The organism is Saccharopolyspora thermophila (assembly GCF_014646075.1).
Classification (GTDB): domain Bacteria; phylum Actinomycetota; class Actinomycetes; order Mycobacteriales; family Pseudonocardiaceae; genus Saccharopolyspora; species Saccharopolyspora thermophila.
On sequence record NZ_BMMT01000003.1, the window covers coordinates 289,465 to 314,369 of the forward strand.

At 68.0% G+C, this 24,905-nt stretch carries 38 protein-coding genes; 2 read left to right on the forward strand and 36 right to left on the reverse strand.

Going from position 1 to position 24,905, the window contains the following annotated elements; genetic code table 11:
• Positions 1-55 precede the first annotated feature (55 nt).
• From truA to infA, 8 genes are all read right to left on the reverse strand, one after another.
• Entirely contained in the window at positions 56-937 is an 882-nt protein-coding gene (truA, locus tag IEY17_RS07515) for a tRNA pseudouridine(38-40) synthase TruA (RefSeq protein ID WP_188986556.1), read from the reverse strand.
• Positions 938-954: 17 nt separating this feature from the next.
• Complete coding sequence (rplQ, locus tag IEY17_RS07520; RefSeq protein WP_188986557.1) at positions 955-1,482, reverse strand: 50S ribosomal protein L17; 528 nt, start codon at positions 1,480-1,482, stop codon at positions 955-957.
• 48 nt (positions 1,483-1,530) lie between these two features.
• Positions 1,531-2,607, reverse strand: coding sequence for a DNA-directed RNA polymerase subunit alpha (locus IEY17_RS07525; RefSeq protein WP_188986558.1), 1,077 nt, complete (start codon positions 2,605-2,607; stop codon positions 1,531-1,533).
• A gap of 145 nt (positions 2,608-2,752) precedes the next feature.
• Positions 2,753-3,358 (reverse strand): 30S ribosomal protein S4, encoded by a 606-nt coding sequence (gene rpsD, locus IEY17_RS07530; protein ID WP_188986559.1) that lies wholly within the window; start codon positions 3,356-3,358, stop codon positions 2,753-2,755.
• Between the two features lie 27 nt (positions 3,359-3,385).
• Positions 3,386-3,790 (reverse strand): 30S ribosomal protein S11, encoded by a 405-nt coding sequence (gene rpsK, locus IEY17_RS07535; RefSeq protein WP_093155193.1) that lies wholly within the window; start codon positions 3,788-3,790, stop codon positions 3,386-3,388.
• A 24-nt stretch (positions 3,791-3,814) separates the two neighbouring features.
• Positions 3,815-4,195: a 30S ribosomal protein S13 gene (gene rpsM / locus IEY17_RS07540; protein ID WP_188986560.1), complete on the reverse strand. Its 381-nt coding sequence runs from the start codon at positions 4,193-4,195 to the stop codon at positions 3,815-3,817.
• Positions 4,196-4,346: 151 nt separating this feature from the next.
• Complete coding sequence (gene rpmJ, locus IEY17_RS07545; protein WP_010315372.1) at positions 4,347-4,460, reverse strand: 50S ribosomal protein L36; 114 nt, start codon at positions 4,458-4,460, stop codon at positions 4,347-4,349.
• A gap of 52 nt (positions 4,461-4,512) precedes the next feature.
• Positions 4,513-4,734 carry a translation initiation factor IF-1 gene (infA, locus tag IEY17_RS07550; RefSeq protein WP_009948665.1) on the reverse strand — a complete coding sequence of 74 codons (222 nt, stop codon included), beginning with the start codon at positions 4,732-4,734 and terminating at the stop codon, positions 4,513-4,515.
• Between the two features lie 400 nt (positions 4,735-5,134).
• Between infA and IEY17_RS07555 the strand changes: the two genes are divergently transcribed.
• Positions 5,135-5,791 carry a class I SAM-dependent methyltransferase gene (locus IEY17_RS07555; RefSeq protein ID WP_373289852.1) on the forward strand — a complete coding sequence of 219 codons (657 nt, stop codon included), beginning with the start codon at positions 5,135-5,137 and terminating at the stop codon, positions 5,789-5,791.
• A 154-nt stretch (positions 5,792-5,945) separates the two neighbouring features.
• A complete protein-coding gene (locus IEY17_RS07560) occupies positions 5,946-6,569 on the forward strand; it encodes a class I SAM-dependent methyltransferase (RefSeq protein ID WP_188986561.1) in 624 nt (207 codons plus the stop codon).
• Here IEY17_RS07560 and map read toward each other — a convergent pair.
• From map to rpsL, 28 genes are all read right to left on the reverse strand, one after another.
• Entirely contained in the window at positions 6,550-7,350 is an 801-nt protein-coding gene (gene map, locus IEY17_RS07565) for a type I methionyl aminopeptidase (RefSeq protein WP_188986562.1), read from the reverse strand. The genes IEY17_RS07560 and map overlap by 20 nt on opposite strands.
• A 92-nt stretch (positions 7,351-7,442) precedes the next feature.
• Positions 7,443-7,991 (reverse strand): adenylate kinase, encoded by a 549-nt coding sequence (locus IEY17_RS07570; RefSeq protein WP_229679922.1) that lies wholly within the window; start codon positions 7,989-7,991, stop codon positions 7,443-7,445.
• A gap of 178 nt (positions 7,992-8,169) precedes the next feature.
• The gene (gene secY, locus IEY17_RS07575) at positions 8,170-9,483 is read right to left on the reverse strand and encodes a preprotein translocase subunit SecY (RefSeq protein WP_188986564.1); all 1,314 of its coding nucleotides are present in this window, start codon (positions 9,481-9,483) and stop codon (positions 8,170-8,172) included.
• Positions 9,484-9,818: 335 nt separating this feature from the next.
• On the reverse strand, positions 9,819-10,268 hold the full coding sequence (gene rplO, locus IEY17_RS07580; RefSeq protein ID WP_188986565.1) for a 50S ribosomal protein L15: 450 nt from the start codon (positions 10,266-10,268) through the stop codon (positions 9,819-9,821).
• 1 nt (position 10,269) lies between these two features.
• Positions 10,270-10,452 (reverse strand): 50S ribosomal protein L30, encoded by a 183-nt coding sequence (gene rpmD, locus IEY17_RS07585; protein WP_188986566.1) that lies wholly within the window; start codon positions 10,450-10,452, stop codon positions 10,270-10,272.
• 5 nt (positions 10,453-10,457) lie between these two features.
• Positions 10,458-11,066 (reverse strand): 30S ribosomal protein S5, encoded by a 609-nt coding sequence (rpsE, locus tag IEY17_RS07590; protein WP_188986567.1) that lies wholly within the window; start codon positions 11,064-11,066, stop codon positions 10,458-10,460.
• 35 nt (positions 11,067-11,101) lie between these two features.
• A complete protein-coding gene (rplR, locus tag IEY17_RS07595) occupies positions 11,102-11,530 on the reverse strand; it encodes a 50S ribosomal protein L18 (protein WP_188986568.1) in 429 nt (142 codons plus the stop codon).
• Positions 11,531-11,532: 2 nt separating this feature from the next.
• The gene (gene rplF / locus IEY17_RS07600; RefSeq protein ID WP_188986569.1) at positions 11,533-12,072 is read right to left on the reverse strand and encodes a 50S ribosomal protein L6; all 540 of its coding nucleotides are present in this window, start codon (positions 12,070-12,072) and stop codon (positions 11,533-11,535) included.
• A 16-nt stretch (positions 12,073-12,088) separates the two neighbouring features.
• Positions 12,089-12,487, reverse strand: a complete 399-nt coding sequence (gene rpsH, locus IEY17_RS07605; protein WP_188986570.1) for a 30S ribosomal protein S8 — start codon at positions 12,485-12,487, stop codon at positions 12,089-12,091.
• 234 nt (positions 12,488-12,721) lie between these two features.
• Positions 12,722-12,907: a type Z 30S ribosomal protein S14 gene (locus IEY17_RS07610; RefSeq protein WP_188986571.1), complete on the reverse strand. Its 186-nt coding sequence runs from the start codon at positions 12,905-12,907 to the stop codon at positions 12,722-12,724.
• A gap of 4 nt (positions 12,908-12,911) precedes the next feature.
• Entirely contained in the window at positions 12,912-13,475 is a 564-nt protein-coding gene (rplE, locus tag IEY17_RS07615; RefSeq protein WP_188986572.1) for a 50S ribosomal protein L5, read from the reverse strand.
• Positions 13,476-13,477: 2 nt separating this feature from the next.
• Positions 13,478-13,792 carry a 50S ribosomal protein L24 gene (gene rplX / locus IEY17_RS07620; RefSeq protein ID WP_188986573.1) on the reverse strand — a complete coding sequence of 105 codons (315 nt, stop codon included), beginning with the start codon at positions 13,790-13,792 and terminating at the stop codon, positions 13,478-13,480.
• Positions 13,792-14,160: a 50S ribosomal protein L14 gene (gene rplN, locus IEY17_RS07625; protein WP_188986574.1), complete on the reverse strand. Its 369-nt coding sequence runs from the start codon at positions 14,158-14,160 to the stop codon at positions 13,792-13,794. Before rplN ends, rplX begins: the two co-directional genes overlap by 1 nt.
• A 261-nt stretch (positions 14,161-14,421) precedes the next feature.
• On the reverse strand, positions 14,422-14,697 hold the full coding sequence (rpsQ, locus tag IEY17_RS07630) for a 30S ribosomal protein S17 (protein ID WP_188986575.1): 276 nt from the start codon (positions 14,695-14,697) through the stop codon (positions 14,422-14,424).
• Positions 14,694-14,936: a 50S ribosomal protein L29 gene (gene rpmC, locus IEY17_RS07635; protein WP_188986576.1), complete on the reverse strand. Its 243-nt coding sequence runs from the start codon at positions 14,934-14,936 to the stop codon at positions 14,694-14,696. Before rpmC ends, rpsQ begins: the two co-directional genes overlap by 4 nt.
• Positions 14,936-15,355 carry a 50S ribosomal protein L16 gene (gene rplP / locus IEY17_RS07640; protein ID WP_188986577.1) on the reverse strand — a complete coding sequence of 140 codons (420 nt, stop codon included), beginning with the start codon at positions 15,353-15,355 and terminating at the stop codon, positions 14,936-14,938. Before rplP ends, rpmC begins: the two co-directional genes overlap by 1 nt.
• 3 nt (positions 15,356-15,358) lie before the next feature.
• Positions 15,359-16,177: a 30S ribosomal protein S3 gene (rpsC, locus tag IEY17_RS07645; RefSeq protein ID WP_188986578.1), complete on the reverse strand. Its 819-nt coding sequence runs from the start codon at positions 16,175-16,177 to the stop codon at positions 15,359-15,361.
• Positions 16,177-16,593, reverse strand: coding sequence for a 50S ribosomal protein L22 (gene rplV, locus IEY17_RS07650; RefSeq protein ID WP_188986579.1), 417 nt, complete (start codon positions 16,591-16,593; stop codon positions 16,177-16,179). The genes rpsC and rplV overlap by 1 nt, the downstream gene beginning before the upstream one ends.
• A gap of 42 nt (positions 16,594-16,635) precedes the next feature.
• On the reverse strand, positions 16,636-16,917 hold the full coding sequence (rpsS, locus tag IEY17_RS07655) for a 30S ribosomal protein S19 (RefSeq protein ID WP_188986580.1): 282 nt from the start codon (positions 16,915-16,917) through the stop codon (positions 16,636-16,638).
• Between the two features lie 18 nt (positions 16,918-16,935).
• Complete coding sequence (gene rplB / locus IEY17_RS07660; RefSeq protein ID WP_188986581.1) at positions 16,936-17,769, reverse strand: 50S ribosomal protein L2; 834 nt, start codon at positions 17,767-17,769, stop codon at positions 16,936-16,938.
• Between the two features lie 33 nt (positions 17,770-17,802).
• Positions 17,803-18,102 (reverse strand): 50S ribosomal protein L23, encoded by a 300-nt coding sequence (gene rplW, locus IEY17_RS07665; RefSeq protein WP_188986582.1) that lies wholly within the window; start codon positions 18,100-18,102, stop codon positions 17,803-17,805.
• Entirely contained in the window at positions 18,099-18,782 is a 684-nt protein-coding gene (gene rplD, locus IEY17_RS07670; RefSeq protein WP_188986583.1) for a 50S ribosomal protein L4, read from the reverse strand. Before rplD ends, rplW begins: the two co-directional genes overlap by 4 nt.
• On the reverse strand, positions 18,782-19,441 hold the full coding sequence (rplC, locus tag IEY17_RS07675; RefSeq protein ID WP_188986584.1) for a 50S ribosomal protein L3: 660 nt from the start codon (positions 19,439-19,441) through the stop codon (positions 18,782-18,784). Before rplC ends, rplD begins: the two co-directional genes overlap by 1 nt.
• Before the next feature lie 35 nt (positions 19,442-19,476).
• The gene (gene rpsJ / locus IEY17_RS07680; protein WP_009948626.1) at positions 19,477-19,782 is read right to left on the reverse strand and encodes a 30S ribosomal protein S10; all 306 of its coding nucleotides are present in this window, start codon (positions 19,780-19,782) and stop codon (positions 19,477-19,479) included.
• Between the two features lie 565 nt (positions 19,783-20,347).
• Positions 20,348-21,541 carry an elongation factor Tu gene (gene tuf, locus IEY17_RS07685; protein ID WP_188986585.1) on the reverse strand — a complete coding sequence of 398 codons (1,194 nt, stop codon included), beginning with the start codon at positions 21,539-21,541 and terminating at the stop codon, positions 20,348-20,350.
• A 194-nt stretch (positions 21,542-21,735) separates the two neighbouring features.
• Positions 21,736-23,838 (reverse strand): elongation factor G, encoded by a 2,103-nt coding sequence (fusA, locus tag IEY17_RS07690; RefSeq protein WP_188986586.1) that lies wholly within the window; start codon positions 23,836-23,838, stop codon positions 21,736-21,738.
• 76 nt (positions 23,839-23,914) lie between these two features.
• On the reverse strand, positions 23,915-24,385 hold the full coding sequence (gene rpsG / locus IEY17_RS07695; RefSeq protein ID WP_188986587.1) for a 30S ribosomal protein S7: 471 nt from the start codon (positions 24,383-24,385) through the stop codon (positions 23,915-23,917).
• Positions 24,385-24,759, reverse strand: a complete 375-nt coding sequence (gene rpsL, locus IEY17_RS07700) for a 30S ribosomal protein S12 (protein WP_188986588.1) — start codon at positions 24,757-24,759, stop codon at positions 24,385-24,387. The genes rpsG and rpsL overlap by 1 nt, the downstream gene beginning before the upstream one ends.
• Positions 24,760-24,905: the final 146 nt, after the last annotated feature.

Sequence of the window (24,905 nt, forward strand, 5' to 3'; positions counted from 1 at the left end):
GGCCGGGGCTTCGGTGTCTGTGCCCTCGGACGAGCGAGGTTCGGATGCCGCTGGGTCAGGGGAGGGTGCGGACGGCTCTGGTCTGGGCTGCCCGGGATGCGAGGTCCTCGTCCGACGGGTAGTCGATCGCCGTCAGGGTCAGGCCGTGCGGGGGAGCCACCGCCGTGGTCCGCGTGGCTCCCCGCAGGAGTTCCGCCGGCCACGGCGGGGTTCTGCGGCCGTCTCCGACCATCAGCAACGTGCCCACCAGGCTGCGCACCATCGAGTGGCAGAACGCGTCCGCCGTCACGCTCGCGACGACCAGGTGCTCGGACACCCGCTCCCACGTGAAGCGCTGCAGCTCCCGCACCGTCGTGGCGCCGTCGCGCGGCTTGCAGTACGCCGCGAAGTCGTTGAGACCCACCAGTTCCCGGGCGGCCTCGTTGAGCGCCTCCACGTCCAGCGGGCGGTTCCAGGCCAGTGTGTCGCGGCGCCGCAGCGGGTCAACGCCCCACGGCGCGTCCGACACCTGGTAGCGGTAGTGCCGCCGCAGCGCCGAGAACCTGGCGTCGAACCCGGGGGGCGCCACCCGCGCGCCCAGCACGCGCACGTCCGGCGGCAGGATGCGATTCCACCGGTGCACCATCCGCTCCAGGTCCGGAATCCCTCGCTCGTCGACGGGGAGCCGCCCTCCGGCAGCCGGATCCAGGGGCTCCACGTCGACGTGCACGACCTGGCCCGAGGCGTGCACCCCGGCATCGGTGCGCCCGGCCACCACGACCGGCCGCGGCACCGAACGGCCCGGGGGCTGCTTGGCCAGCGCGTCCTCCAGCAGACCCTGCACGGTACGCAGACCGGGTTGCTTGGCCCAACCGGAGAAGTCCGTGCCGTCGTAGGACAGGTCCAGGCGTAGACGGACAAGCCCGCCCTCCCCTGCGGGAGTGGCGGGCTCGTCCACGGCAGCACTGCTTCGAATCAGGACTCGTCCTTCTTCTCGGCGGCGGTGTCCTCGGCCTTGGCCTCGGCGGCCGGTGCCTCGGTCTCCTGAGCCTCGGTGGCCTCGGCCTTCGGGGCCTCCGGCTCGGCCTTCGGCTCGTCCTTGGCGAACTTCGTGCCGCGAGCGGCCTCGGCCTCGGCGGTGACGGTCTTCTCCGTCACCAGCGCGATGACGGCCATCTTCGCGTTGTCACCCTTGCGCGGCATCGTCTTGATGATGCGGGTGTAACCGCCGTTGCGGTCGGCGAAGAACGGGCCGATCTCGGCGAAGAGCTTGTGCACGACATCCTTGTCGCGGATGGTCTTCATGACCTGGCGACGGTTGTGCAGGTCGCCCTTCTTGGCCTTGGTGATCAGCCGCTCGGCGAGCGGCCGCAGCCGCTTCGCCTTCGCCTCGGTCGTGGTGATCCGGCCGTGCTCGAACAGCGAGGTGGCCAGGTTGGCCAGAATGAGCCGCTCGTGCGCCGGCGACCCGCCGAGACGCGGACCCTTGGTCGGGGTGGGCATCGGTTGCTCCTCTCAGGGCGCGCCGGTGACCCCGGACGCGCAACACAGCTACAGCTGCTCTGTCTCCGCGTAGTCCTGACCGTCGTCGTAGCCGTTGTCCTGCCCGACCGTGCCGACGGTGCTGGTCGGCTCGGCCGGCCAACCCTCGGTCGGGTACTCGGCCGCGGCGGCGGACGGGTCGAAACCGGGCGGGCTGTCCTTGAGCGCAAGACCAAGACCGGCCAGCTTCATCTTGACCTCGTCGATGGACTTCGCACCGAAGTTGCGGATGTCCAGCAGGTCCGCCTCGCTGCGCGAAACCAGCTCACCGACGGTGTGGATGCCCTCCCGCTTGAGGCAGTTGTAGGAGCGCACCGTCAGGTCGAGGTCCTCGATCGGCATCGCGTAGGCCGCGATGGTGTCAGCCTCGGCCGGCGACGGACCGATCTCGATGCCCTCGGCGTCGACGTTGAGCTCGCGGGCGAGCCCGAACAGCTCGACGAGGGTGCGACCGGCCGAAGCCACCGCGTCCCGCGGGGTGATCGACGGCTTGGTCTCCACGTCGAGGATCAGCTTGTCGAAGTCCGTCCGCTGCTCGACACGGGTCGCCTCGACCTTGTAGGTCACCTTCAGCACCGGGGAGTAGATCGAGTCCACCGGGATGCGGCCGATCTCGGCACCGGTCTGCTTGTTCTGCATCGCGGGGACGTAGCCACGACCACGCTCGACGACGAGCTCGATCTCCAGCTTGCCCTTCGCGTTGAGGGTGGCGATGTGCAGGTCGGGGTTGTGCACCGTGACACCGGCCGGCGGCACGATGTCAGCGGCGGTGACCTCGCCAGGACCCTGCTTGCGCAGGTACATCGTCACCGGCTCGTCCTCCTCGGAGCTGACGACCAGCTCCTTGATGTTCAGGATGACGTCGGTGACGTCCTCCTTCACACCCGGAATCGTGGTGAACTCGTGCAGCACACCGTCGATGCGCAGGCTGGTGACCGCCGCCCCCGGGATGGACGAGAGCAGGGTGCGGCGCAGCGAGTTCCCGAGGGTGTAGCCGAAGCCCGGCTCCAGCGGCTCGATGACGAACCGGGAGCGGGTCTCCGACACCGTCTCTTCGGACAGTGTGGGTCGCTGGGAGATGAGCACTGGACTTTCCTTTCCTCACGGCGCCCGCCATTTGACGCCGACGGAATGGCGTGCCCGCGAAGGTCGCGGGCGGGCGGCGGATTCCGGTACCGCCACCGGTAGCGGCGAGCCGCCGACGGCCGCGGACGGCCGCCGGCGGGACGCGTCACTTCGAGTAGAGCTCGACGATGAGCTGCTCGGTGACCGGGGTGTCGATCTGCGCGCGCTCCGGGCGCTGGTGCACCAGGATCCGCAGGTTGGAGGGCACGACCTGCAGCCAGGCCGGAACCGGCCGCTCGCCCAGGGTCTCCTTGGCGATGATGAACGGCGTGGTGTTCAGCGACTTCGGCCGGACGTCGATGATGTCCCACTTCGAGACCTGGAAGCTGGGGACGTTCACCTTCTTGCCGTTGACCAGGAAGTGGCCGTGGCTGACCAGCTGCCGCGCCATGCGGCGGGTGCGGGCCAGGCCGGCGCGGTACACGACGTTGTCCAGCCGGCACTCCAGCAGCTGCAGCAGGTTGTCACCCGTCTTGCCCGGCCGCCGGTTGGCTTCCTCGTAGTAGTTCGAGAACTGCCGCTCCAGCACGCCGTAGGTGAACTTCGCCTTCTGCTTCTCCTGGAGCTGCAGCAGGTACTCGGTTTCCTTGACGCGGGCGCGGCCGTGCTGCCCCGGCGGGTACGGACGGCGCTCGAACGCCTGGTCGCCGCCGACGAGGTCAACCTTCAGCCGGCGGGACTTGCGGGTCGCGGGACCGGTGTAACGAGCCATTGTTGTTCCCTCACTCCTTCCCGCGGCTCAGACCCGACGACGCTTCGGCGGGCGGCAGCCGTTGTGCGGCTGCGGGGTCACGTCCTGGATGGTGCCGACCTCGAGACCGGCCGCCTGCAGCGACCGGATCGCCGTCTCACGGCCCGAGCCCGGGCCCTTGACGAACACGTCGACCTTCTTCATGCCGTGCTCGGCGGCCTTGCGGGCAGCGTTCTCCGCGGCCATCTGCGCGGCGAACGGGGTGGACTTGCGGGAGCCCTTGAACCCGACGTGGCCGGCGGAGGCCCAGCTGATCACCGCACCGGTGGGGTCGGTGATCGAGACGATGGTGTTGTTGAACGTGCTCTTGATGTGCGCCTGGCCGTGCGCGACGTTCTTCTTCTCCTTGCGCCGCACCTTCTTGACGGCGCCAGCGCGTTGCTTGGGTGGCATGTTTCAGCTGTCTCCTAGCGAGGCTTACTTCTTCCCGGCCTTCTTCTTGCCGGCGACCGTCTTCTTCGGGCCCTTGCGGGTGCGGGCGTTGGTCTTGGTCCGCTGCCCACGCACCGGGAGGTGGCGGCGGTGCCGCAGCCCCTGGTAGCACCCGATTTCGATCTTCCGGCGGATGTCGGCCTGCACCTCGCGGCGGAGGTCACCCTCGACCCGGTAGTTGTTCTCGATGAAGTCGCGCAGCTTGGTGAGCTGCTCGTCGTCGAGTTCGCGCGGACGCGCGTCGGGCGAGATGCCGGTCGCGGCAAGAATCTCCCTCGACCGGGTCTTGCCGATCCCGTAGATGTAGGTGAGCGCGATCTCCATGCGCTTGTCGCGCGGGAGATCGACACCGACGACCCGTGCCATGAGGCCGGTTCTCCTTCGTGTCGTCCAGGTCTGCTCCCCCGCCGTCCCCGCACGTGGGTGCGGAGCCCCGGCCTGGTCCGGGGGTCAGCCGACTCACTCGCGAGCCGACAGGTCGAGGGAGGTCCTTACTCATCGCGACGAAGTGCCGCGCTCAGCCCTGACGCTGCTTGTGGCGGGCGTTGTCGCAGATCACCAGGACCCGCCCGTGACGGCGGATGACCTGGCACTTGTCGCAGATTCGCTTCACACTCGGCTGGACCTTCACGGTCGTGCTCTCCTGCTCGGACGCGTGTCCGGTCGCCCGGACACCGTGGAGGTCACTTGTAGCGGTAGACGATGCGCCCACGGGAGAGGTCGTAGGGCGAGAGCTCCACCACGACCCGGTCCTCAGGCAGGATGCGGATGTAGTGCTGGCGCATCTTGCCACTGATGTGTGCGAGGACCTTGTGGCCGTTCTCCAACTCGACGCGGAACATCGCGTTGGGGAGCGGCTCGATCACCCGACCCTCGACCTCAATGGCCCCGTCCTTCTTGCCCATGTCCTCCGCGTTTCGTGACGGTGACGGTTGTTCGGACCTGACGGTCCCGCCGCCGGCACCGGAGGCCCCGGCGCCCGCGACGAGCACACCGCACCCCGGTCCGCCGAACCTGCTGATTTCGCCCGACCGAGTGGATCGGGCGCGGATACTCAGGTGAATACCCAGGCAGGGCGAACCGGCGCTGCGAGTGCACCGATGCTCCACTGTACGCGCCGCTGGTTCGGGGCCGCACATCGGGGCAGCTCATCGCCACCGCGAGCACGGAGCGCAACGATCCCACCTCGCTCCGCCACCGGGGAGCCGTCGGCGGCTTGCGCGGTCGCTCCGGGGCTCATTACTTTCGATCACGCGCTCGACAGCGGGGGCGAGAACCCACACCGGGGGACAACCGAGGAGAAGCGTGACACCCCAACAGCACCGCTCGAACATCGGACCGTGGATCGACCGGGTCGCCCAGAACGCCGCCAGCAAGCTGGTCGAGTACCGGACCTTCCTCGGCACCGCGGTGCGCAACCCGAAGATGGTCGGCGCCGCCACCCCCACCTCGGCTGCGGTCGCCGCCACCGTCGCCCAGGTGGTGCCCACCACAGGAACCCCGGTCGTCGTCGAACTCGGCCCGGGCACCGGGTCGCTCAGCAACGGCATCCACCGCCGCCTGCCCGCGGGTGCCCGGCACATCGGCATCGAACTCGGCAAGGAGTTGGTCGAGCACCTCCGCGCGCACAAGCCGTGGATGGAGATCGTGCACGGTGACGCGGCCGACCTGCTGGCGCTGCTGGACAAGCACGGCGTCGACCGGGTCGACGCGGTGATCAGCAGCATCCCGTGGTCCCTGCTGCCCGGCGACGCCCAGGACCACATCCTCCGCCAGGCCGCCGAGGCGCTGGCCCCGCAGGGCGCGTTCACGGCGCTGACCTACCTCCCGGCCGACCAGATGCCGGGTGGGCGACGCTTCCGCGCCAAGCTCACCCAGACCTTCGACGAGGTCCTCACCCACATCACCTGGCGGAACCTGCCGCCGATCCTGCACTACATCTGCCGCCGCCCCCTCTCCTGACGCACCGGCTTCCGGCGGAACGCATCGGACGCCGCGGCACCCACCCGCGGCGTACCCGCAGGTCATCCGGAAGCGGAGAGCTTGCGCTGCGGTCCGACCGGAAGGGTTGCACGCTGCGTGGCAGCAGCGCGTCCACCGGAGAGCGGGAGCAGCCGTGAGCAGCACACTGCGCGAGTATGCGACGTTCCTGGCCCGCGCCGTCCGCCAGCCCACCCGGGTGGGCGCCGTGCTGCCCACATCCCGCCACGTCGCCACGGCGGTGACCGCCGTGGTACCCAGCTTCGGCAGCCCGACGGTCCTCGAGCTCGGCCCCGGCACCGGCGCGCTCAGTGGCCCGATCCAGCGGCGTCTCGCGGAGGGCGCCCGGCACCTCGCGGTCGAGATCGACCCGGAGATGGTGCGCTACCTGCACCGCAGCAAGCCGTGGCTGGAGGTCATCGAGGGCGACGCCACGCACCTGCGCGAGCTGCTTGATGCCGCCGCGGTCGAGCAGGTGGACGTGGTGATCAGCAGCATTCCGTGGACCCTGCTACCGCCGGACCGGCAGCGCACCCTGCTCCGCGAGGTCGCCGCCGTGCTGGTGCCCGACGGCGTGCTGACCACGATCACCTACCTGACGACCCTGTGGCGACCGAACACGCGCGCCTTCGTCGCGGCCCTGCACGACACCTTTGACGAGGTGCTGCCGCGGACCGCGGTGTGGCGCAACCTGCCGCCAGCCCGGATCTACGCCTGCCGCCGCCCGAAGGCCGACAGCGTCACTCCTCGGCAGCGGTGAGCACCCAGGGGCCGTCCTCGGTGATGGCGACGGTGTGCTCCCAGTGCGCCGCGCGCGAACCGTCGGCCGTCACCACGGTCCAGCCGTCGTCGAGCTCCTCGGTCTCCGCGGTACCGAGCGTGAGCATCGGCTCCACCGCGATCGCCATGCCCACCCGCAGCTTCGGGCCCTTGCCGGGCTTGCCGAGGTTCGGCAGGAACGGCTCCATGTGCATCTGCGACCCGATGCCGTGACCGCCGTACTCGGCGATGATCCCGTACTCCAGCCCGTCGGCCGCCGCGGCCGACCGGGCCGCGGTCTCCACCGCGTGCGAGATGTCGGTCAGCCGGTTCCCGGCCCGCACCTGCTCGATACCGGCCCACATCGAGCGCTCGGTGGCCGCCGACAGGGCGCGGTCCTTGGGACTGACCTCGCCGATCGCCAGCGTCACCGCGGAGTCACCGTGCCAGCCGTCCAGGATCGCGCCGCAGTCCACCGACAGCAGGTCGCCCTCGGCGAGCACCTCGGTCCGCGCCGGGATGCCGTGCACCACCTTCTCGTTCACCGACGCGCAGATCGACGCCGGGAACCCGTGGTAGCCCTTGAACGAGGGCACCGCACCGGCGTCGCGGATCACCTGCTCGGCGACCTCGTCCAGCTCGCCGGTGCTGACGCCCGGCCTTGCCTGCGCGGACACCGCGGCCAGCGCGCGGGCCACGACGAGCCCGGCGGCGCGCATCGCCTCGATCTCGCCCCGCGACTTGAGCTCAATGCCCTTCCCCCGACGCAACACGGCACTCATCCTTCAGTAGAGCCTTCGAACGGTTCGCGCAGCGGCGCAGGCGCGGCAGCCCGCGCCGCTCGCGGAGAACGCCCCGGTCCGGGGCGACCGGTTCACGCGCGCAGCGCCGCCAGCGCACGGGCGGTGATCTCCTCGATCGAACCGACGGCGTCGATCCTGAGGATCTTGTCCCGGTAGTAGTCCAGCAGCGGCTCGGTCTCCTCGCGGTAGACCGCCAGCCGGCGCCGGATCACGTCCTCGGTGTCGTCCGAGCGCCCGCGGGCCAGCATCCGCTTGACCAGCTCCTCCTCGGGCACGTCGAACTGCAGCACCGCGGTCAGCTCGTGGCCCTGCTCGGCGAGCATCTCGCCGAGGACCGTGGCCTGCGCGGTGTTGCGCGGGTAGCCGTCCAGCAGGAACCCCTGCGCGGTGTCGGAGTCGGCGAGCCGGTTGCGGACCATCTCGTTGGTGACCTCGTCCGGCACCAGCTCACCGGCGTCCATGTAGCTCTTGGCCTTCTGGCCGAGCGGTGTCTCGTTACCGATGTTCGCGCGGAACAGATCTCCGGTGGAGATGTGCGGAACGCCGAGCTCCTCGCTCAGCACGGCCGCCTGGGTGCCCTTACCCGCACCGGGCGGGCCGACGAGAACCAATCGCACCAAGGGTCTGCCTCCGAATCAATCCGATCGCGCGCCACCTGCCGGCGAGCGCTCCGCCTGCCCGCCCTGCCACCGGACACCGGTCCACCCTACGCATGTGCCGGTACCGCCGGACGGACGCATCCACTAGCCCGCGCCGACGTACCGGGCGCGGGCTAGTGGATGCACCAAGGCGTCCAGACTACCGGAGGAAACCCTCGTACTTGCGTTGCGTGAGCTGGCTCTCGATTTGCTTCACGGTGTCCAGGCCGACGTTCACCATGATCAACACCGCGGTGCCGCCGAACGGGAAGTTCTGGTTCTGGCCCTGACCACCGGTGATGCCGAGGAAGAAGTTCGGCAGGATCGCGATGATGCCCAGGTACAGCGAGCCGGGCAGGGTGATGCGGGAGAGCACGAAGCTCAGGTACTCGGCGGTTGGGCGGCCCGGCCGGATGCCCGGGATGAAGCCGCCGAACTTCTTCATGTCGTCGGCGCGTTCTTCCGGGTTGAACGTGATCGACACGTAGAAGTACGCGAAGAAGATGATCAACGACATGTACAGCAGGATGTGCACCCAGCTGGACGGCGAGACGATGTACTGCTGGATGAACTGCGACCACCAGGTGTTGGTGTTGCCGGCCAGCTGACCGATCAGCTGCGGCAGGTACAGCAGTGAGGAACCGAAGATGATCGGGATGACGCCTGCCTGGTTCACCTTCAATGGCAGGTAGGTCGAGGTGCCGCCGTACATCCGGCGGCCGATCATGCGCTTGGCGTACTGCACCGGAATCCGGCGCTGCGCCTGCTCGATGAACACCACCGTGGCGATGATCGCGATCGCGAAGGCGCAGACGACGGCGAACACCAACCCGCCGTGCGAGGTCAGGATGGCGCCACCCTCGGCCGGGATACGGGCCGCGATCGACACGAAGATCAGCAGCGACATGCCGTTGCCGATGCCGCGCTCGGTGATCAGCTCACCCATCCACATCAGCACCGCGGCGCCGGCGGTCATCACGATCACGATGGTGATCAGGTTCAGCACCGAGTCGTCCGGGATCGGCGAGGTCGAGCAGCCCTGGAACAGCTGGCCGCGCACCGCCAGCGCGACCACGCCGGTGCCCTGCAGGATCGCCAGCGCGATCGTCAGGTACCGGGTGTACTGGGTGAGCTTCGCCTGCCCGGACTGGCCTTCCTTCTTCAGCTGCTCGAACCGCGGGATGACCACCTGCAGCAGCTGGATGATGATGCTCGCGGTGATGTAGGGCATGATGCCCAGCGACAGCACCGACAGCTGCAGCAGCGCACCGCCGCTGAAGAGGTTGAGCAGGGAGTACACGCTCTGCGCGCCACTGCCCTGGATCTCCTCGATGCACTGCTGGATGTTCGGGTACGACACCCCGGGCGAGGGGATCGTCGCCCCGAGCCGGTACAGCACCACCATGCCCAGGGTGAACAGGATCTTGCGGCGCAGGTCCGGCGTCGCCAGAGCCGAGCGGAAGGCGCCGAGCACGCGAACCTCCTGTACGCGAGCCGGTCGGAACCGGCCGGAAAAGTTGCGGCAGATGTCCTGCAGCACCCACTGATGACGGCACTGCCGGGGCGACTCTAGCAGGCCGACCGGCCACCACGTTCGGCGACCGAAGCCACCCGGCCGGTCACCGCGTCCGCCATCGGCGAACACAAGCGTGTTCCCAGTTTCACCGGGAAATGCGCCCCGTTCACGTGATCGGGCGGCGGGTACAGGGCACCAGTGACCACTCGGTTCGAAGGCGCCCGGCACTCATCACTCGATCGTGGAAAAGGGCCGGTCGACCGAAGCCGACCGGCCCTCCGCGCCGTTTTCGCTCAGCGGTCCAGCTTGGTCACCGAACCACCCGCAGCGGTGATCTTCTCCTGGGCGCTGCCGGTGAACGCGTGCGCGGTCACGTCCAGCTTGACGCCCTCGAGGTCCCCGTCGCCGAGGATCTTCACCAGCTCGTTCTTCTTGACCAGGCCCGCGGCGATCAGCTCGTCGATGCCGACGGTGCCGCCCTGCGGGAACGCCTTGGCCAGCCGGCCCACGTTCACACCCTGGTACTCGGTGCGGAAGCGGTTCTTGAAGCCCTTCAGCTTCGGCAGCCGCATGTGGATCGGCATCTGCCCGCCCTCGAAGCGCGGGGAGACGTTCTTGCGGGCCTTGGTGCCCTTGGTACCGCGACCCGCGGTCTTGCCCTTGGAGCCCTCACCGCGACCGACTCGGATCTTGTCGCGCTTGGCGCCGGGGGCCGGACGCAGGTCGTGCAACTTGATGACCATGTCAGTCGACCTCCTCGACCGTCACCAGGTGGGCGACGGTCTTGATCATGCCGCGCACGTTCGGGTCATCCGGGCGCACCACGGACTGACGGATCTTACGCAGCCCGAGGGTGCGCATGGTGTCGCGCTGCTTCTGCCTGGTGCCGACCAGTCCGCGCACCTGGGTGATCTTCAGCTGTGCCATGTCGATCAGACTCCCTGCCCCGCGCGGATTCGCAGCATCTGCGCCGTGGCAACGTCCTCCAGCGGCAGGCCCCGGCGAGCGGCAACCTCCTCCGGGCGCTGCAGCTGCTTGAGGGCCGCGACCGTGGCGTGCACGATGTTGATCGGGTTGTCGCTGCCCAGCGACTTGCTCAGCACGTCGTGGACACCGGCGCACTCCAGCACCGCACGCACCGGGCCACCGGCGATGACACCGGTACCAGCACTGGCCGGGCGCAGCAGGACCTTGCCCGCGGCGTCCTCGCCCTGCACCGGGTGCGTGATGGTGCCGCCCAGGCGCGGGACGCGGAAGAAGTTCTTCTTCGCCTCCTCGACACCCTTGGCGATCGCCGCCGGAACTTCCTTGGCCTTGCCGTAGCCGACACCGACCATGCCGTCACCGTCGCCGACGACGACCAGCGCGGTGAAGCTGAAGCGCCGACCACCCTTGACGACCTTCGCGACCCGGTTGATGGTCACGACACGCTCGAACTGCGGGGTCTTTTCCTGGGCCGCCCCGCCACGGCCGCCGTCGCGGCGGTCCCGGCGGTCCTTGCCGCCGGACTCCCCGCCCTCACGCCGAGTGCGTCCAGGCATCAGGCGTCCCTTCCGTTCTCCGTCGTACGCACTTGTCAGAACTCCAGTCCACCGTCGCGGGCCGCATCGGCCAGCGCCGCGACCCGACCGTGGTAGGCGTTGCCGCCCCGGTCGAACACGACCTTCTCGATGCCGGCGTTCTTGGCCCGGGCCGCGATCAGCTCGCCGACCTTGGTGGCCTTGGCCTTCTTGTCGCCCTCGAACGCCTGGACATCGGCCTCCAGGGAGGACGCCGAGACCAGGGTGTGGCCCTTGGTGTCGTCGATGACCTGCGCGCGGATGTTGCGCAGCGACCGGGTCACGACGAGCCGCGGGCGCTCCGGGGTGCCAAAAACCTTCTTGCGGATACGCGTGTGCCGCTTGGCCCGGGCAAGCCGACGCTTGGTCGCGATGTCCTTGCCCACGGGCTTGCGCTTGGTCGTCGGCGAAGCCGACGCATTTGCCGTAGCAGTCGTCTCGCTCATGGTCACTTACCCGTCTTCCCGACCTTGCGGCGGATGGTCTCACCCGCGTACCGGACACCCTTGCCCTTGTACGGGTCGGGCTTACGCAGCTTGCGGATCCTGGCCGCGATCTCGCCGACCAGCTGCTTGTCGATGCCCTTGACCGACAGCTTGGTCGGGCCGTCGACGGCGAACTGGATGCCTTCCGGCGGCTCGACCACGATGGGGTGGCTGTAGCCGAGGGCGAACTCCAGGTTCGAGCCCTTCAGCTGGACGCGGTAACCGACGCCGTGGATCTCCAGGTCCTTCTGGTAGCCCTGGCTGACCCCGATCACCATGTTGTTGATCAGCGTCCGGGTGAGCCCGTGCAGCGAGCGGCTCTCCCGCTCGTCGTTGGGGCGCTTCACCAGGACCGCACCGTCGTCGTCCTTCTCGACGGTGATCGGCTCGGCCACCCGGTGCTGCAGGGTGCCCTTCGAGCCCTTGACCGTCACCGTCTGGCCGTCGATGGTCACCTCGACGCCGGAGGGGACGGTGATCGGCAGCTTTCCGATGCGCGACATAGCCGTTCCTCCTCCCTCACCAGACGTAGGCGAGAACTTCCCCGCCCACACCCTTCTTCATGGCCTGCCGGTCGGTCATCAGACCGCCGGAGGTCGAGATGATCGCGATACCCAGGCCACCAAGCACCTTGGGCAGGTTGGTGGACTTGGCGTAGACCCGCAGACCCGGCTTGGAGACCCGGCGCAGGCCCGCGATGCTCCGCTCGCGGTTCGGGCCGTACTTCAGCTCGACGACGAGCTGCTTGCCCTTCTCGCCCTCCTCGACGCGGGAACCGGCCACGTAGCCCTCCCGCTTGAGGATCTCGGCGATGTTCGCCTTCAGCTTCGAGTGCGGCATCACGACCTCGTCGTGGTATGCCGAGTTCCCGTTGCGCAGACGCGTCAGCATGTCTGCGATCGGATCGGTCATCGTCATGACCTGCTCAACCTTTCTCGTCTGGTTCCGACGGGCCCCGACCGGGTCCCACCCGGCGGACCGGGTGGTCGTCTGGGCCCTGGCCTGGACGAAGTTCGGGGTCGCCTACCGCGGGCGGCAGGCCCCTTGTCAATTCGCGTGCAAGCACGGCCTTCGCCGCGGAGCGTGGGCATCAGCCCTGGTAACGCCTGCCGAGGGTACCGGTGTCCGGCAGCGCCCCGGCAGGCGGGAGGTTCACCAGGAGGACTTGCTCACGCCGGGCAGCTCGCCCGCGTGCGCCATCTCGCGGAAGCACACCCGGCACAGCCCGAACTTGCGGAACACCGCACGCGGCCGCCCGCAGCGCTGGCAACGGGTGTAGCCACGAACAGCGAACTTCGGCTTGCGCGCCGCCTTGATAACCAGCGCCTTCTTGGCCATCGCTTCAGTTCTCCTTGAACGGGAAGCCCAGGCGCCGCAGCAGCGCTCGGCCTTCCTCATCGTTGGTGGCCGTGGTAACGACGGTGATGTCCATGCCCCGCGGACGGTCGATGGTGTCCGGATCGATCTCGTGGAACATCGACTGCTCGGTGAGGCCGAACGTGTAGTTGCCCCTGCCGTCGAACTGCTTCGGCGACAGCCCGCGGAAGTCGCGGATGCGCGGCAGCGCGATGGTGACCAGGCGGTCCAGGAACTCCCACATCCGGTCGCCGCGCAGGGTGACCCGCGCACCGATCGGCATGCCCTCGCGGAGCTTGAACTGCGCGATCGACTTGCGGGCCCGGCGGATCTCCGGCTTCTGACCGGTGATGGTGGCCAGGTCGCGCACCGCACCCTCGATCAGCTTGCTGTCCCGGGCGGCGTCGCCAACACCCATGTTGACCACGACCTTGACCACACCCGGCACCTGCATCACGTTGGAGTACCTGAACTCCTCGTTGAGGGCCGGGCGGATCTCCTCGCGGTAACGGACCTTGAGCCGCGGGACGATCTTCTCAGCGGTCGTCATGATCAGATGTCCTTACCGTTACGACGAGAGATGCGAACCTTCTTGCCGTCCTCACCGATGCGGTAGCCGACTCGGGTGGGCTTGCCGTCGGAGTCCAGGATCATCACGTTGCTCACGTGGATCGGCGCTTCCTGGGTGACAATGCCGCCGGACTGCACACCACGCTCGGTCCGGGAGACCTTGGTGTGCTTCTTGATGCGGTTGACACCCTCGACCAGCACACGCTGCTCCTTGGGCATGGCCTTGATGACCTTGCCCTTGGCGCCCTTGTCCTTGCCGGAGATGACGACGACCGTGTCACCCTTCTTGATCTTCATCACAAAACCTCCGGCGCGAGCGAGATGATCTTCATGAACTTCTTGTCGCGCAGCTCGCGGGCGACCGGCCCAAAGATACGGGTGCCCCGCGGCTCGCCGCCGGGCTTGATCAAAACCGCGGCATTCTCGTCGAAGCGGATGTAGGACCCGTCCGCCCGACGCTTCTCCTTCTTCTGCCGGACGATGACGGCCTTGACCACATCGCCCTTCTTGACGCCGGCACCGGGGATGGCTTCCTTGACGGTCGCCACGATGATGTCCCCCAGGCCCGCGTACCGCCGACCCGACCCACCGAGGACCCGGATCGTGAGGATCTCCTTGGCCCCGGTGTTGTCGGCGACACGCAGTCGCGACTCCTGCTGGATCACGTCTGACTCCTGACCCTAAGTGCCCGAGCGCTCTACCCGGGCACACTCTGGCACGCCAAATTTCCGACCTGACGCGCGCGGTCAACTTCCGGCACGCGAACCGGCCGATCGCTGGGACAATCGCCCCTGCGTTGCTCGGGTGCGGGTGTCCCGCAGCGATCGGCCGACCGCGGACTGTGCCAGTGCGGGATACCCGCACCCAGTCGGACGACATGAGGCGCCACAGAAAGCGCAGTGCCGCTCATGTCGCCCCCCGGACGTTTACTTGGCCTTCTCCAGGATCTCCACCAGCCGCCAGCGCTTGGTCGCCGACAGCGGACGGGTCTCCATCAGCAGCACCCGGTCGCCGACACCGGCCGAGTTGGCCTCGTCGTGCGCCTTGACCTTGGTGTTGCGGCGCATCACCTTGCCGTAGAGGGCGTGCTTCTTGCGGTCCTCGAGGGAGACCACGATCGTCTTGTCCATCTTGTCCGAGACGACGTAGCCCTCGCGCACCTTGCGGCGGTTGCGCTCCACGCCCTGTCCTTTCTCGCTCATGCCGCGCCCTCCTCAGCGCCCTCGGGGGAAACCGTCAGGCCCAGTTCGCGCTCGCGCATGATCGTGTAGATCCGGGCGATGTCCTTCCGGACCGTGCGCAGCCGCTGGTTGTTCTGCAGCTGACCGGTGGCCATCTGGAAGCGGAGGTTGAACAGCTCCTCCTTCGCCTCCTTCAGCCGCTGGACGAGCTCCTCGTCGCTCAGCTCGCGCAGCTCAGAAGCGGTGACACCCGCTGCCATCAGAAGTCACCACCCTCGCGGGACACGATCTTGCACTTCATCGGGAGCTTGTGCGCCGCACGGGTCAGCGCCTCGATCGCCGTCTTCTTGTTCGGGAAGGTCAGCTCGAACATGATGCGACCGGGCTTGACGTTGGCGACCCAGGACTCCGGCGAACCCTTACCGGAACCCTGACGGGTTTCGGCCGGCTTCTTGGTCAGCGGGCGGTCCGGGAAGATGTTGATCCACACCTTGCCGCCGCGCTTGACGTGCCGGGTGATGGCGATACGGGCCGACTCGATCTGCCGGTTGGTCACGTAGCCGTGCTCGATCGCCTGAATGCCGTACTCACCGAAGTTGATCCGGGTGCCGCCCTTGGCGAATCCCTTCCGCTTCGGCGCGTGGCTCTTGCGCCACTTCACCCTGCGTGGGACGAGCACGTCTCAGCCCTCCGTCTTCTCTTCGGCCGCAGCAGCCTGCGGCTGCTCGCCCTCCGAGGCCCTGGCCTTGTCGGCGGACTTGTCCGCCGCGGCGCGGTCACCACCGCCACGACGACGGCCACCGCGCTCGGAGCGGCCCCCGCGGTCGCCGCGCGGCGGGCGGACCTCGGACTCCTGCTGCTTCTGCTTCAGGCCGCCGACCAGCTCGCCCTTGTAGATCCACACCTTGACGCCGATGCGGCCGAACGTGGTGCGGGCCTCGAAGAAGCCGTAGTCGATGTCCGCGCGCAGCGTGTGCAGCGGCACGCGGCCCTCGCGGTAGAACTCCGAGCGGGACATCTCGGCGCCGCCGAGACGACCGGAGCACTGCACCCGGATGCCCTTGACCTGCGGCGAGCGCATGGCCGACTGGATAGCCTTGCGCATCGCACGCCGGAACGACACGCGATTGGACAGCTGCTCGGCCACGCCCTGCGCGACCAGCTGGGCGTCCGCCTCGGGGTTCTTGACCTCGAGGATGTTGAGCTGGACCTGCTTGCCGGTCAGCTTCTCCAGCGAACCGCGGATGCGGTCCGCCTCGGCACCGCGACGGCCGATCACAATGCCCGGCCGGGCGGTGTGGATGTCCACCCGGACCCGCTCACGGGTGCGCTCGATCTCCACTTTGGAGATCCCCGCGCGCTCCATCCCGCGAGACAGCTGCCGGCGGATCTTGACGTCCTCCGCGACGTACTCCGCGTACTGCTTGTCGGCGTACCAGCGGGACTTCCAGTCCGTGGTGATGCCGAGTCGGAAGCCGTGCGGGTTGATCTTCTGACCCACTACCGGGCACTCCCCTTCTGGCTCTTTCGGGACTTGGCCGCCTTCGGCCGCGACTCGACCTCGACCGTGATGTGGCTGGTCCGCTTACGAATCCGGTACGCACGGCCCTGCGCGCGCGGCCGGAACCGCTTCAACGTCGGACCCTCGTCCACGTACGCGTGGTGCACCCACAGCGTCTCGGGGTCGAGAGAAAGGTTGTTCTCCGCGTTGGCGATCGCACTGGCGAGCACCTTCGACACCGGACCGCTGGCGGTCTGCGGCGCGAACTGGAGCACGGCCAGGGCATCGCTGGCGCTCCGGCCCTTGATGAGCTCGACCACGCGGCGTGCCTTCATCGGCGACACGCGGACGAACCGGGCCCGCGCCACTGCGCGCGGGGTCTCCTCCGCGGCAGTGTCGTCGGAACGGGCTGTCATCCTGCTACCCCTTGCTCTTACTCGTTCGTGTCACAGACCCGCTCAGCGGCGGCGCGACTTCCGGTCTTCCTTGACGTGACCCTTGAAGGTGCGGGTCGGGGCGAACTCGCCCAGCTTGTGCCCGACCATCGCCTCGGTGACGAACACCGGGACGTGCTTGCGGCCGTCGTGCACCGCGAAGGTGTGGCCGATCATGTCCGGGATGATCGTCGACCGGCGGGACCAGGTCTTGATCACGGTCTTCTTGCCCGACTCGTTGAGCGCGTCCACCTTCTTGAGCAGGTGGTCGTCCACGAACGGGCCCTTCTTCAGGCTGCGTGGCATGTTCCCTTACCTCCCTGCTCAGCGCTTCTTGCCGGTGCGGCGACGGCGGACGATGAGCTTGTCGCTGGGCTTGCGGCGGCGGGTGCGCCCCTCCGGCTTGCCCTTCGGGTTGACCGGGTGGCGACCACCGGAGGTCTTACCCTCACCACCACCGTGCGGGTGGTCGACCGGGTTCATGACGACACCGCGGACGGTGGGGCGCCTGCCCTTCCACCGCATGCGGCCCGCCTTGCCCCAGTTGATGTTGGCGTGCTCGGCGTTGCCAACCTCGCCAACCGTGGCCCGGCACCGCGCGTCCACGTTGCGGATCTCGCCCGAGGGCATCCGCAGCTGGGCGTACGGGCCGTCCTTGGCCACCAGCTGCACCCGGGCGCCCGCGGACCGCGCGATCTTGGCGCCGCCACCGGGGCGGAGCTCGATCGCGTGGATCACGGTGCCGGTCGGGATGTTGCGCAGCGGCAGGTTGTTGCCCGGCTTGATGTCCGCCCGCGCACCGCTCTCGATGACGTCGCCCTGCTTGATGTTGTTCGGCGCGATGATGTAGCGCTTCTCGCCATCGGCGTAGTGCAGGAGCGCGATCCGAGCGCTGCGGTTCGGGTCGTACTCGATGTGCGCGACCTTGGCCGGCACACCGTCCTTGTCGTTGCGGCGGAAGTCGATCAGGCGGTAGGCCCGCTTGTGCCCGCCACCCTTGTGCCGCGTGGTGATCTTGCCCTGAGCGTTGCGGCCCGCCTTGCGGTTCAGCGGACGCACCAACGACTTCTCCGGCTCCGACCGGGTGATCTCGGCGAAGTCGGACACGCTCGCGCCACGACGGCCCGGCGTCGTCGGCTTGTACTTGCGAATGCCCATCTCTAACGCAACCTCGTCCTCATCAGCGCCGGGTCAGACGGCCGGTCCGCCGAAGATCTCAATCGGCTTGCTCTCCGGCGACAGGGTGACGATCGCCCGCTTGGTGTTCTTGCGCTTGCCGTACCCGGTGCGGGACCGCTTGCGCTTGCCCTGGCGGTTGATCGTGTTGACGTTGGTCACCTTGACGCCGAAGATCTTCTCGACCGCGATCTTGATCTCGGTCTTGTTCGAGCGCGGGTCGACCAGGAACGTGTACTGCCCCTGCTCGAGGAGCCCGTAGCTCTTCTCGGAGATCACCGGCGCCAGGATGATGTCTCGCGGGTCGGTGCTCACTGCTCTGCCTCCTCTGCGGAAGACGCGGCGGCCTTGACCGACCGGCCCTTGGCCGAGCTCGCGACGAAGCGCTCGAACGCGGCCCTGGTGAACACCACGTCGTCGCTGTTGAGCACGTCGTAGGTGTTGAGCTGGCCCGGGTCGATCAGGTGCACGTTCTGCAGGTTCCGCAGGCTCAGCCACGAGGTCTCCTCCTCGCGGCGGTTGAGCACCACCAGAACCTTCTTGGCCTCGGTCCAGTTGCGCAGCGCGGCCTTGGCCTGCTTGGTGGACGGCTTCTCGCCGCCGACCACCCCGGTGACCACGTGCAGCTGGCCGGCGCGAACCCGGTCGGAGAGGGCGCCACGCAGCGCGGCGACCTTCATCTTCTTCGGGGTCCGCTGCGAGTAGTCCCGCGGCTGCGGCCCGTGGACGATGCCACCTCCGGTGAACTGCGGGGCCCGGATGGAGCCCTGCCGCGCGTTGCCGGTGCCCTTCTGGCGGTACGGCTTCTTGCCACCGCCGGACACCATGCCGCGGGTCTTCGTGGCGTGCGTGCCCTGGCGCGCGGCGGCCAGCTGGGCCACCACGACCTGGTGCATCAGCGCCACGTTGGCCGGTACGTCGAAGATCTCCGCGGGCAGCTCGACGGTGCCGTCGGTCCCGCCGTCCGGGGTACGGACATCGAGGGTCAGGCTCATCACGCACCACCCTTCGCGATCTTCGCCGGGGTCTTGACCAGGACCAGGCCGCCCTTGGGGCCGGGCACGGCACCCTTGATCAGCAGCAGGCCGGTCTCGGCCTCGACCTTGTGCACGGTCAGATTCTGGACGGTGACGCGGTCACGGCCCATCCGCCCGGCCATCCGCATGCCCTTGAACACGCGGCCCGGGGTGGCGCAGCCGCCGATGGAGCCCGGCTTGCGGTGCACGGCCTGCGTACCGTGGCTGGCGCCCTGGCTGCGGAAGCCGTGGCGCTTGATGGTGCCCGCGAAGCCCTTGCCCTTGCTGGTGCCCACCACGTCGACCAGCGCCCCCGCCTCGAAGACGTCGGCGTTGATCTCCTGGCCTACCTCGTACTCGGAGGCGTCCGCGGTGCGCAGCTCGACCAGGTGGCGACGCGGGGTCACGCCGGCCTTGGCGAAGTGGCCGGCACGCGGCTTGTTCACCTTGCGCGGGTCGATGGCGCCGAACGCCAGCTGCACGGCCGAGTAGCCGTCCTTCTCGGGGGTTCGAATCTGGGTGACCACGTTCGGCCCGGCCTGCACGACCGTCACCGGGACCACCCGGTTCTGGTCGTCGAAGACCTGGGTCATGCCGAGCTTGGTGCCCAGAATCCCCTTGATCTGCCTGTCAGACATGGGTCTCGTTCTCTCCAGCTACCTCGTCGCCGCGCTTACTGGATGTTCACGTCGACGCTGGCCGGCAGGTCGATGCGCATCAGCGCGTCGACCGTCTTCGGCGTCGGTTCGAGGATGTCGATGAGCCGCTTGTGCGTCCGCATCTCGAAGTGCTCCCGCGAGTCCTTGTACTTGTGCGGGGAGCGGATGACGCAGTAGACGTTCTTCTCCGTGGGCAGCGGCACCGGCCCGACGACCCGAGCGCCGGTGCGCGTCACGGTCTCGACGATCTTGCGCGCGGACGCGTCGATCGCCTCGTGGTCGTAGGCCTTGAGCCGGATGCGGATCTTCTGTCCCGCCATAGTGGCTTGCCGTTCCTCTAGTCTCGTGCCGCGGTTTGGTCTTGGGGCGGGCGCACCGCACCCTTGCGGGCGGTGGTGCCCCACGCGGCCTCAGCCTTGTGTCGTCCCCGAATGCAATACCGGGAGCCACAGCCCTCGGTCCGCCCCTGTTCAGGTTTCTGGTGCCCGGTACACGCGGTCGGGCGTGTCGCCCGGCTACCGCACACCGGTCCCCTCGAACGTCGCCGAGTGGATGGGCCTGACGGCCCGTACACCTTCGTGTGCCCCGTTCGGCACCGCCCACCGCACAGGCGGTCGGTCTACCACGAACAAGGGCGCGAGGCCCTCGCAGCAGGGCGGCCGGACCTTCCGATGCTGTTCGAAGAATCCGGCCGCCCTGAACGAGCAACCCATACAGGATGGCATACCCGAGATGCCACCCCAAATCGGGGGTCGCTCTCCGCCGAGGACCCGCCCTGGCCCCGCCCTGCACGGGCGGACCGAGCGGCATCACCGCTTCGCCAGCGGTGCTCGGCGAAAGCGAAGAGGGCCCGCCCCCGCAGCACGGGAACGGGCCCTCGCCACGTCACTTGATGATCTTGGTGACGCGACCGGCACCCACGGTGCGGCCACCCTCACGGATGGCGAAGCGCAGACCCTCTTCCATCGCGATGGGCTGGATCAGCTGCACCTTCATGTCGGTGTTGTCGCCCGGCATGACCATCTCGGTGCCCTCCGGGAGGGTCACCACACCGGTCACGTCGGTGGTCCGGAAGTAGAACTGCGGCCGGTAGTTGTTGAAGAACGGCGTGTGCCGACCACCCTCGTCCTTGGACAGGACGTACACCTGGGCCTCGAACTCGGTGTGCGGGGTGGTGGTGCCCGGCTTCACGACGACCATGCCGCGCTCGACCTCTTCGCGCTTGATACCGCGAATCAGCAGACCGACGTTGTCGCCCGCCTGGCCCTCGTCGAGCAGCTTGCGGAACATCTCGACACCGGTGACGGTGGTCTTGATCGACTTGTCCTTGATGCCGACCAGCTCCACCTCCTCGTTCACCTTGATGACACCGCGCTCGATGCGGCCGGTGACCACGGTGCCGCGGCCGGTGATCGAGAAGACGTCCTCGATCGGCATCAGGAACGGCTTGTCGATCTCGCGGACCGGGTCCGGCACGTTCTCGTCAACCGCGTTGAGCAGTTCGAGGATCTTCTCGCCCCACTCCTTGTCGCCCTCCAGCGCCTTGAGCGCGGAAACGCGGACGACCGGCACGTCGTCACCCGGGAACTCCTGGGCCGACAGCAGCTCGCGGACCTCCATCTCGACGAGCTCGAGGATCTCCTCGTCGTCGACCATGTCGGCCTTGTTCAGCGCCACCAGGATGTACGGCACGCCGACCTGGCGGGCCAGCAGGACGTGCTCACGAGTCTGCGGCATCGGGCCGTCGGTCGCCGCGACCACCAGGATCGCGCCGTCCATCTGCGCGGCACCGGTGATCATGTTCTTCACGTAGTCGGCGTGACCGGGGGCGTCGACGTGGGCGTAGTGACGCTTCTCGGTCTGGTACTCGACGTGCGCGATCTGGATCGTGATGCCGCGCTCTTTCTCCTCCGGCGCCTTGTCGATCTCGTCGAACGGCGTGAAGGGGTTCAGCTCCGGGTACTTGTCGTGCAGCACCTTGGTGATGGCTGCCGTGAGCGTGGTCTTGCCGTGGTCAACGTGACCGATGGTCCCGATGTTGACGTGCGGCTTGTCCCTCTCGAACTTCGCCTTCGCCACTGGATTGTCCTCCTGGACTTGTTCACTTTCCGCCGTACGACTTGTTGTTGCCAGGCGGAGTCCTGTCGGGTAGGTGGCGAACGGGGCAGCCCCGCCGGGAGCCGCCCATCCGCCGCCGAATGGAGGGGATTGCTCCCCGTCGCCAACGCGTGCGCTTCCCGTGCTCCGGTCCCGGGCGGGACCGGAGCACCAGGTCACTCGCCCGTTGCCTTGGCGATGATCTCCTTAGCCACGTTCGCCGGAACCTCGGCGTAGGAGTCGAACACCATCGAGTAGTTCGCCCGACCCTGGGTCTTGGACCGCAGGTCGCCGACATACCCGAACATCTCGGACAGCGGCACGAGAGCCTTGACGACGCGGGTACCGCTGCGCTCGTCCATGGCCTGGATCTGACCACGGCGGGAGTTCAGGTCGCCGATGACATCGCCCATGTAGTCCTCGGGCGTGGTCACCTCGACCGCCATCATCGGTTCGAGCAGCGTCGGGCTCGCCTTGGCGGCGGCCTCCTTGAGCGCCATCGAACCCGCGATCTTGAACGCCATTTCCGACGAGTCGACCTCGTGGTACTGGCCGTCGAGCAAGGTCACCTTCACGCCGACCAGCGGGTAGCCGGCCAGCACGCCGTACTGCATCGCGTCCTGCGCACCCTGGTCCACCGACGGGATGTACTCCCGCGGGACGCGGCCACCGGTGACCTTGTTCTCGAACTCGTAGGTCGGGCTGTCCGCGGACTGCTCGATCGGGTCCAGGGCGATGATCACGCGCGCGAACTGACCGGAACCACCGGTCTGCTTCTTGTGCGTGTACTCGTACCGGTCGATCGACTTGCGGATCGTCTCCCGGTAGGCCACCTGCGGCTTACCGATGTTCGCCTCGACCTTGAAGTCGCTCTTCATCCGGTTGACCAGCACCTCGAGGTGCAGCTCACCCATGCCCTTGATGATGGTCTGACCGGTTTCCTCGTCCTGCTTGACCTGGAACGTGGGGTCTTCCTCGGCGAGCTTCTGGATCGCCGTGGACAGCTTCTCCTGGTCCGCCTTCGTCTTCGGCTCGATGGCCACCTCGATGACAGGCTCCGGGAAGGTCATCGACTCCAGCACGACCGGGTTCGCCGGGTCGCACAGGGTGTCACCGGTGGTGGTCTCCTTGAGACCGATCACCGCGTAGATGTGACCGGCCTGGGCCTCGTCGACCGGGTTCTCCTTGTTGGAGTGCATCTGGAAGATCTTGCCGATGCGCTCCTTGCGCTCCCGGGTGGAGTTCATCACCTGGGTGCCGGCGGCGACCTTGCCGGAGTAGACCCGGATGTAGGTCAGCTTGCCGTAGAACGGGTGCACCGCGATCTTCGACACCAGGGCCGAGAACGGCTCGTCGATGCTCGGCTTGCGCTCGGCCTGGGTCTCGCCGTCGAGCAGGAGGCCCTGCACCGGCGGGACGTCCAGCGGCGACGGCAGGTAGTCCACGACCGCGTCGAGCATGGGCTGCACGCCCTTGTTCTTGAACGCGGTGCCACACAGCACGGGGAACGCCTCGCGGGCCAGGGTGAGCTTGCGGATGCCGGCCTTGATCTGCTCCTCGGTCAGCTCCTCGCCGCCGAAGTAGGCCTCCATCAGCTCCTCGTCGGACTCCGCGACGGCCTCGATCAGCTTCTCGCGGTACTCGGCAGCCTTGTCGGCGAGCTCGGCCGGGATCTCCTCGACCTCGTAGTCCTCACCCTTCTTGACCTCACCACGCCAGGTCAGCGCCTTCATCCGGACGAGGTCGATGACGCCCTCGAACTCCGACTCGGCGCCGATCGGCAGCTGGATGACCAGCGGGCGGGCGTTGAGCCGCTCCTCGATGGTCCGCACGGAGAAGTAGAAGTCCGCGCCCAGCTTGTCCATCTTGTTGATGAAGCAGATACGCGGGACGTCGTACTTGTCCGCCTGACGCCAGACCTGCTCGGACTGCGGTTCGACACCTTCCTTGCCATCGAACACCGCGACCGCGCCGTCGAGGACGCGCAGCGACCGCTCCACCTCGACGGTGAAGTCGACGTGGCCCGGGGTGTCGATGATGTTGATCTGGTTGTCGTTCCAGAAGGTGGTGGTAGCAGCCGAGGTGATGGTGATCCCTCGCTTCTGCTCCTCCTCCATCCAGTCCATCGTCGCGGCGCCGTCGTGCACCTCGCCGATCTTGTAGTTGATCCCCGTGTAGAAGAGGATCCGCTCGGTCGTGGTGGTCTTGCCCGCATCGATGTGGGCCATGATGCCGATGTTGCGGACCTTGGTCAGGTCTGTCAGCACGTCGCGTGCCACGAGTTTCTTCCCCGTTCCCTACAGCAGGTGCAAGCTGTCGAACCGGTGAGCCGAGGCGGGCAAGACCCGACCGACATCACCAGCGGTAGTGCGCGAAGGCCTTGTTGGACTCCGCCATCTTGTGCGTGTCCTCACGCTTCTTGACGCTCGCGCCGAGGCCGTTGCTCGCGTCCAGCAGTTCGTTCATCAGGCGCTCGACCATGGTCTTCTCGCGGCGCTGCCGGGCGAAGCTGACGAGCCAGCGCAGCGCGAGGGTGGTGGAGCGACCGGCGCGCACCTCGATCGGCACCTGGTAGGTGGCGCCACCGACGCGGCGGCTGCGCACCTCCAGGGTGGGCTTCACGTTGTCCAGGGCACGCTTGAGCGTGACGACCGGGTCGGTGCCGGTCTTCTCCCGGCAGCCTTCCAGCGCCGCGTAGACGATCCGCTCGGCCAGCGAACGCTTCCCGTCCACCAGGACCTTGTTCACCAGCTGCGTGACCAGCGGCGAGCCATACACGGGATCGGCATGCAGCGGCCGCTTCGGGGCCGGACCCTTGCGGGGCATCAGCTCTTCTCCTTCTTCGCGCCGTACCGGCTGCGAGCCTGCTTACGGTTCTTCACACCCTGGGTGTCAGCGGAACCGCGGATGATCTTGTAGCGCACGCCGGGGAGGTCCTTCACACGGCCGCCACGAACGAGCACGATCGAGTGCTCCTGCAGGTTGTGGCCCTCACCCGGGATGTAGGCCGTGACCTCGATGCCGCTGGACAGCTTGACACGAGCGACCTTGCGCAGTGCCGAGTTGGGCTTCTTCGGGGTGGTGGTGTACACGCGGGTGCACACGCCACGCCGCTGCGGGCTCCCCTTGAGCGCCGCAGTCTTGGTCTTCGCGACCTTGTCCTGGCGGCCCTTACGGACCAGCTGCTGGATGGTGGGCATGGACCGGCTTTCTGTCAGCGTTCGCGTCTTCTGGGTACTCGACCAAGCAGCAGCTCGTTCGAGCTCCGCGTGCCCTGGCGTCGAGCACCTGTCAGGCACTGTGTTCTCCAGGCTCCCCCCACACCACGAGGTCGGGCGTGTCGCCC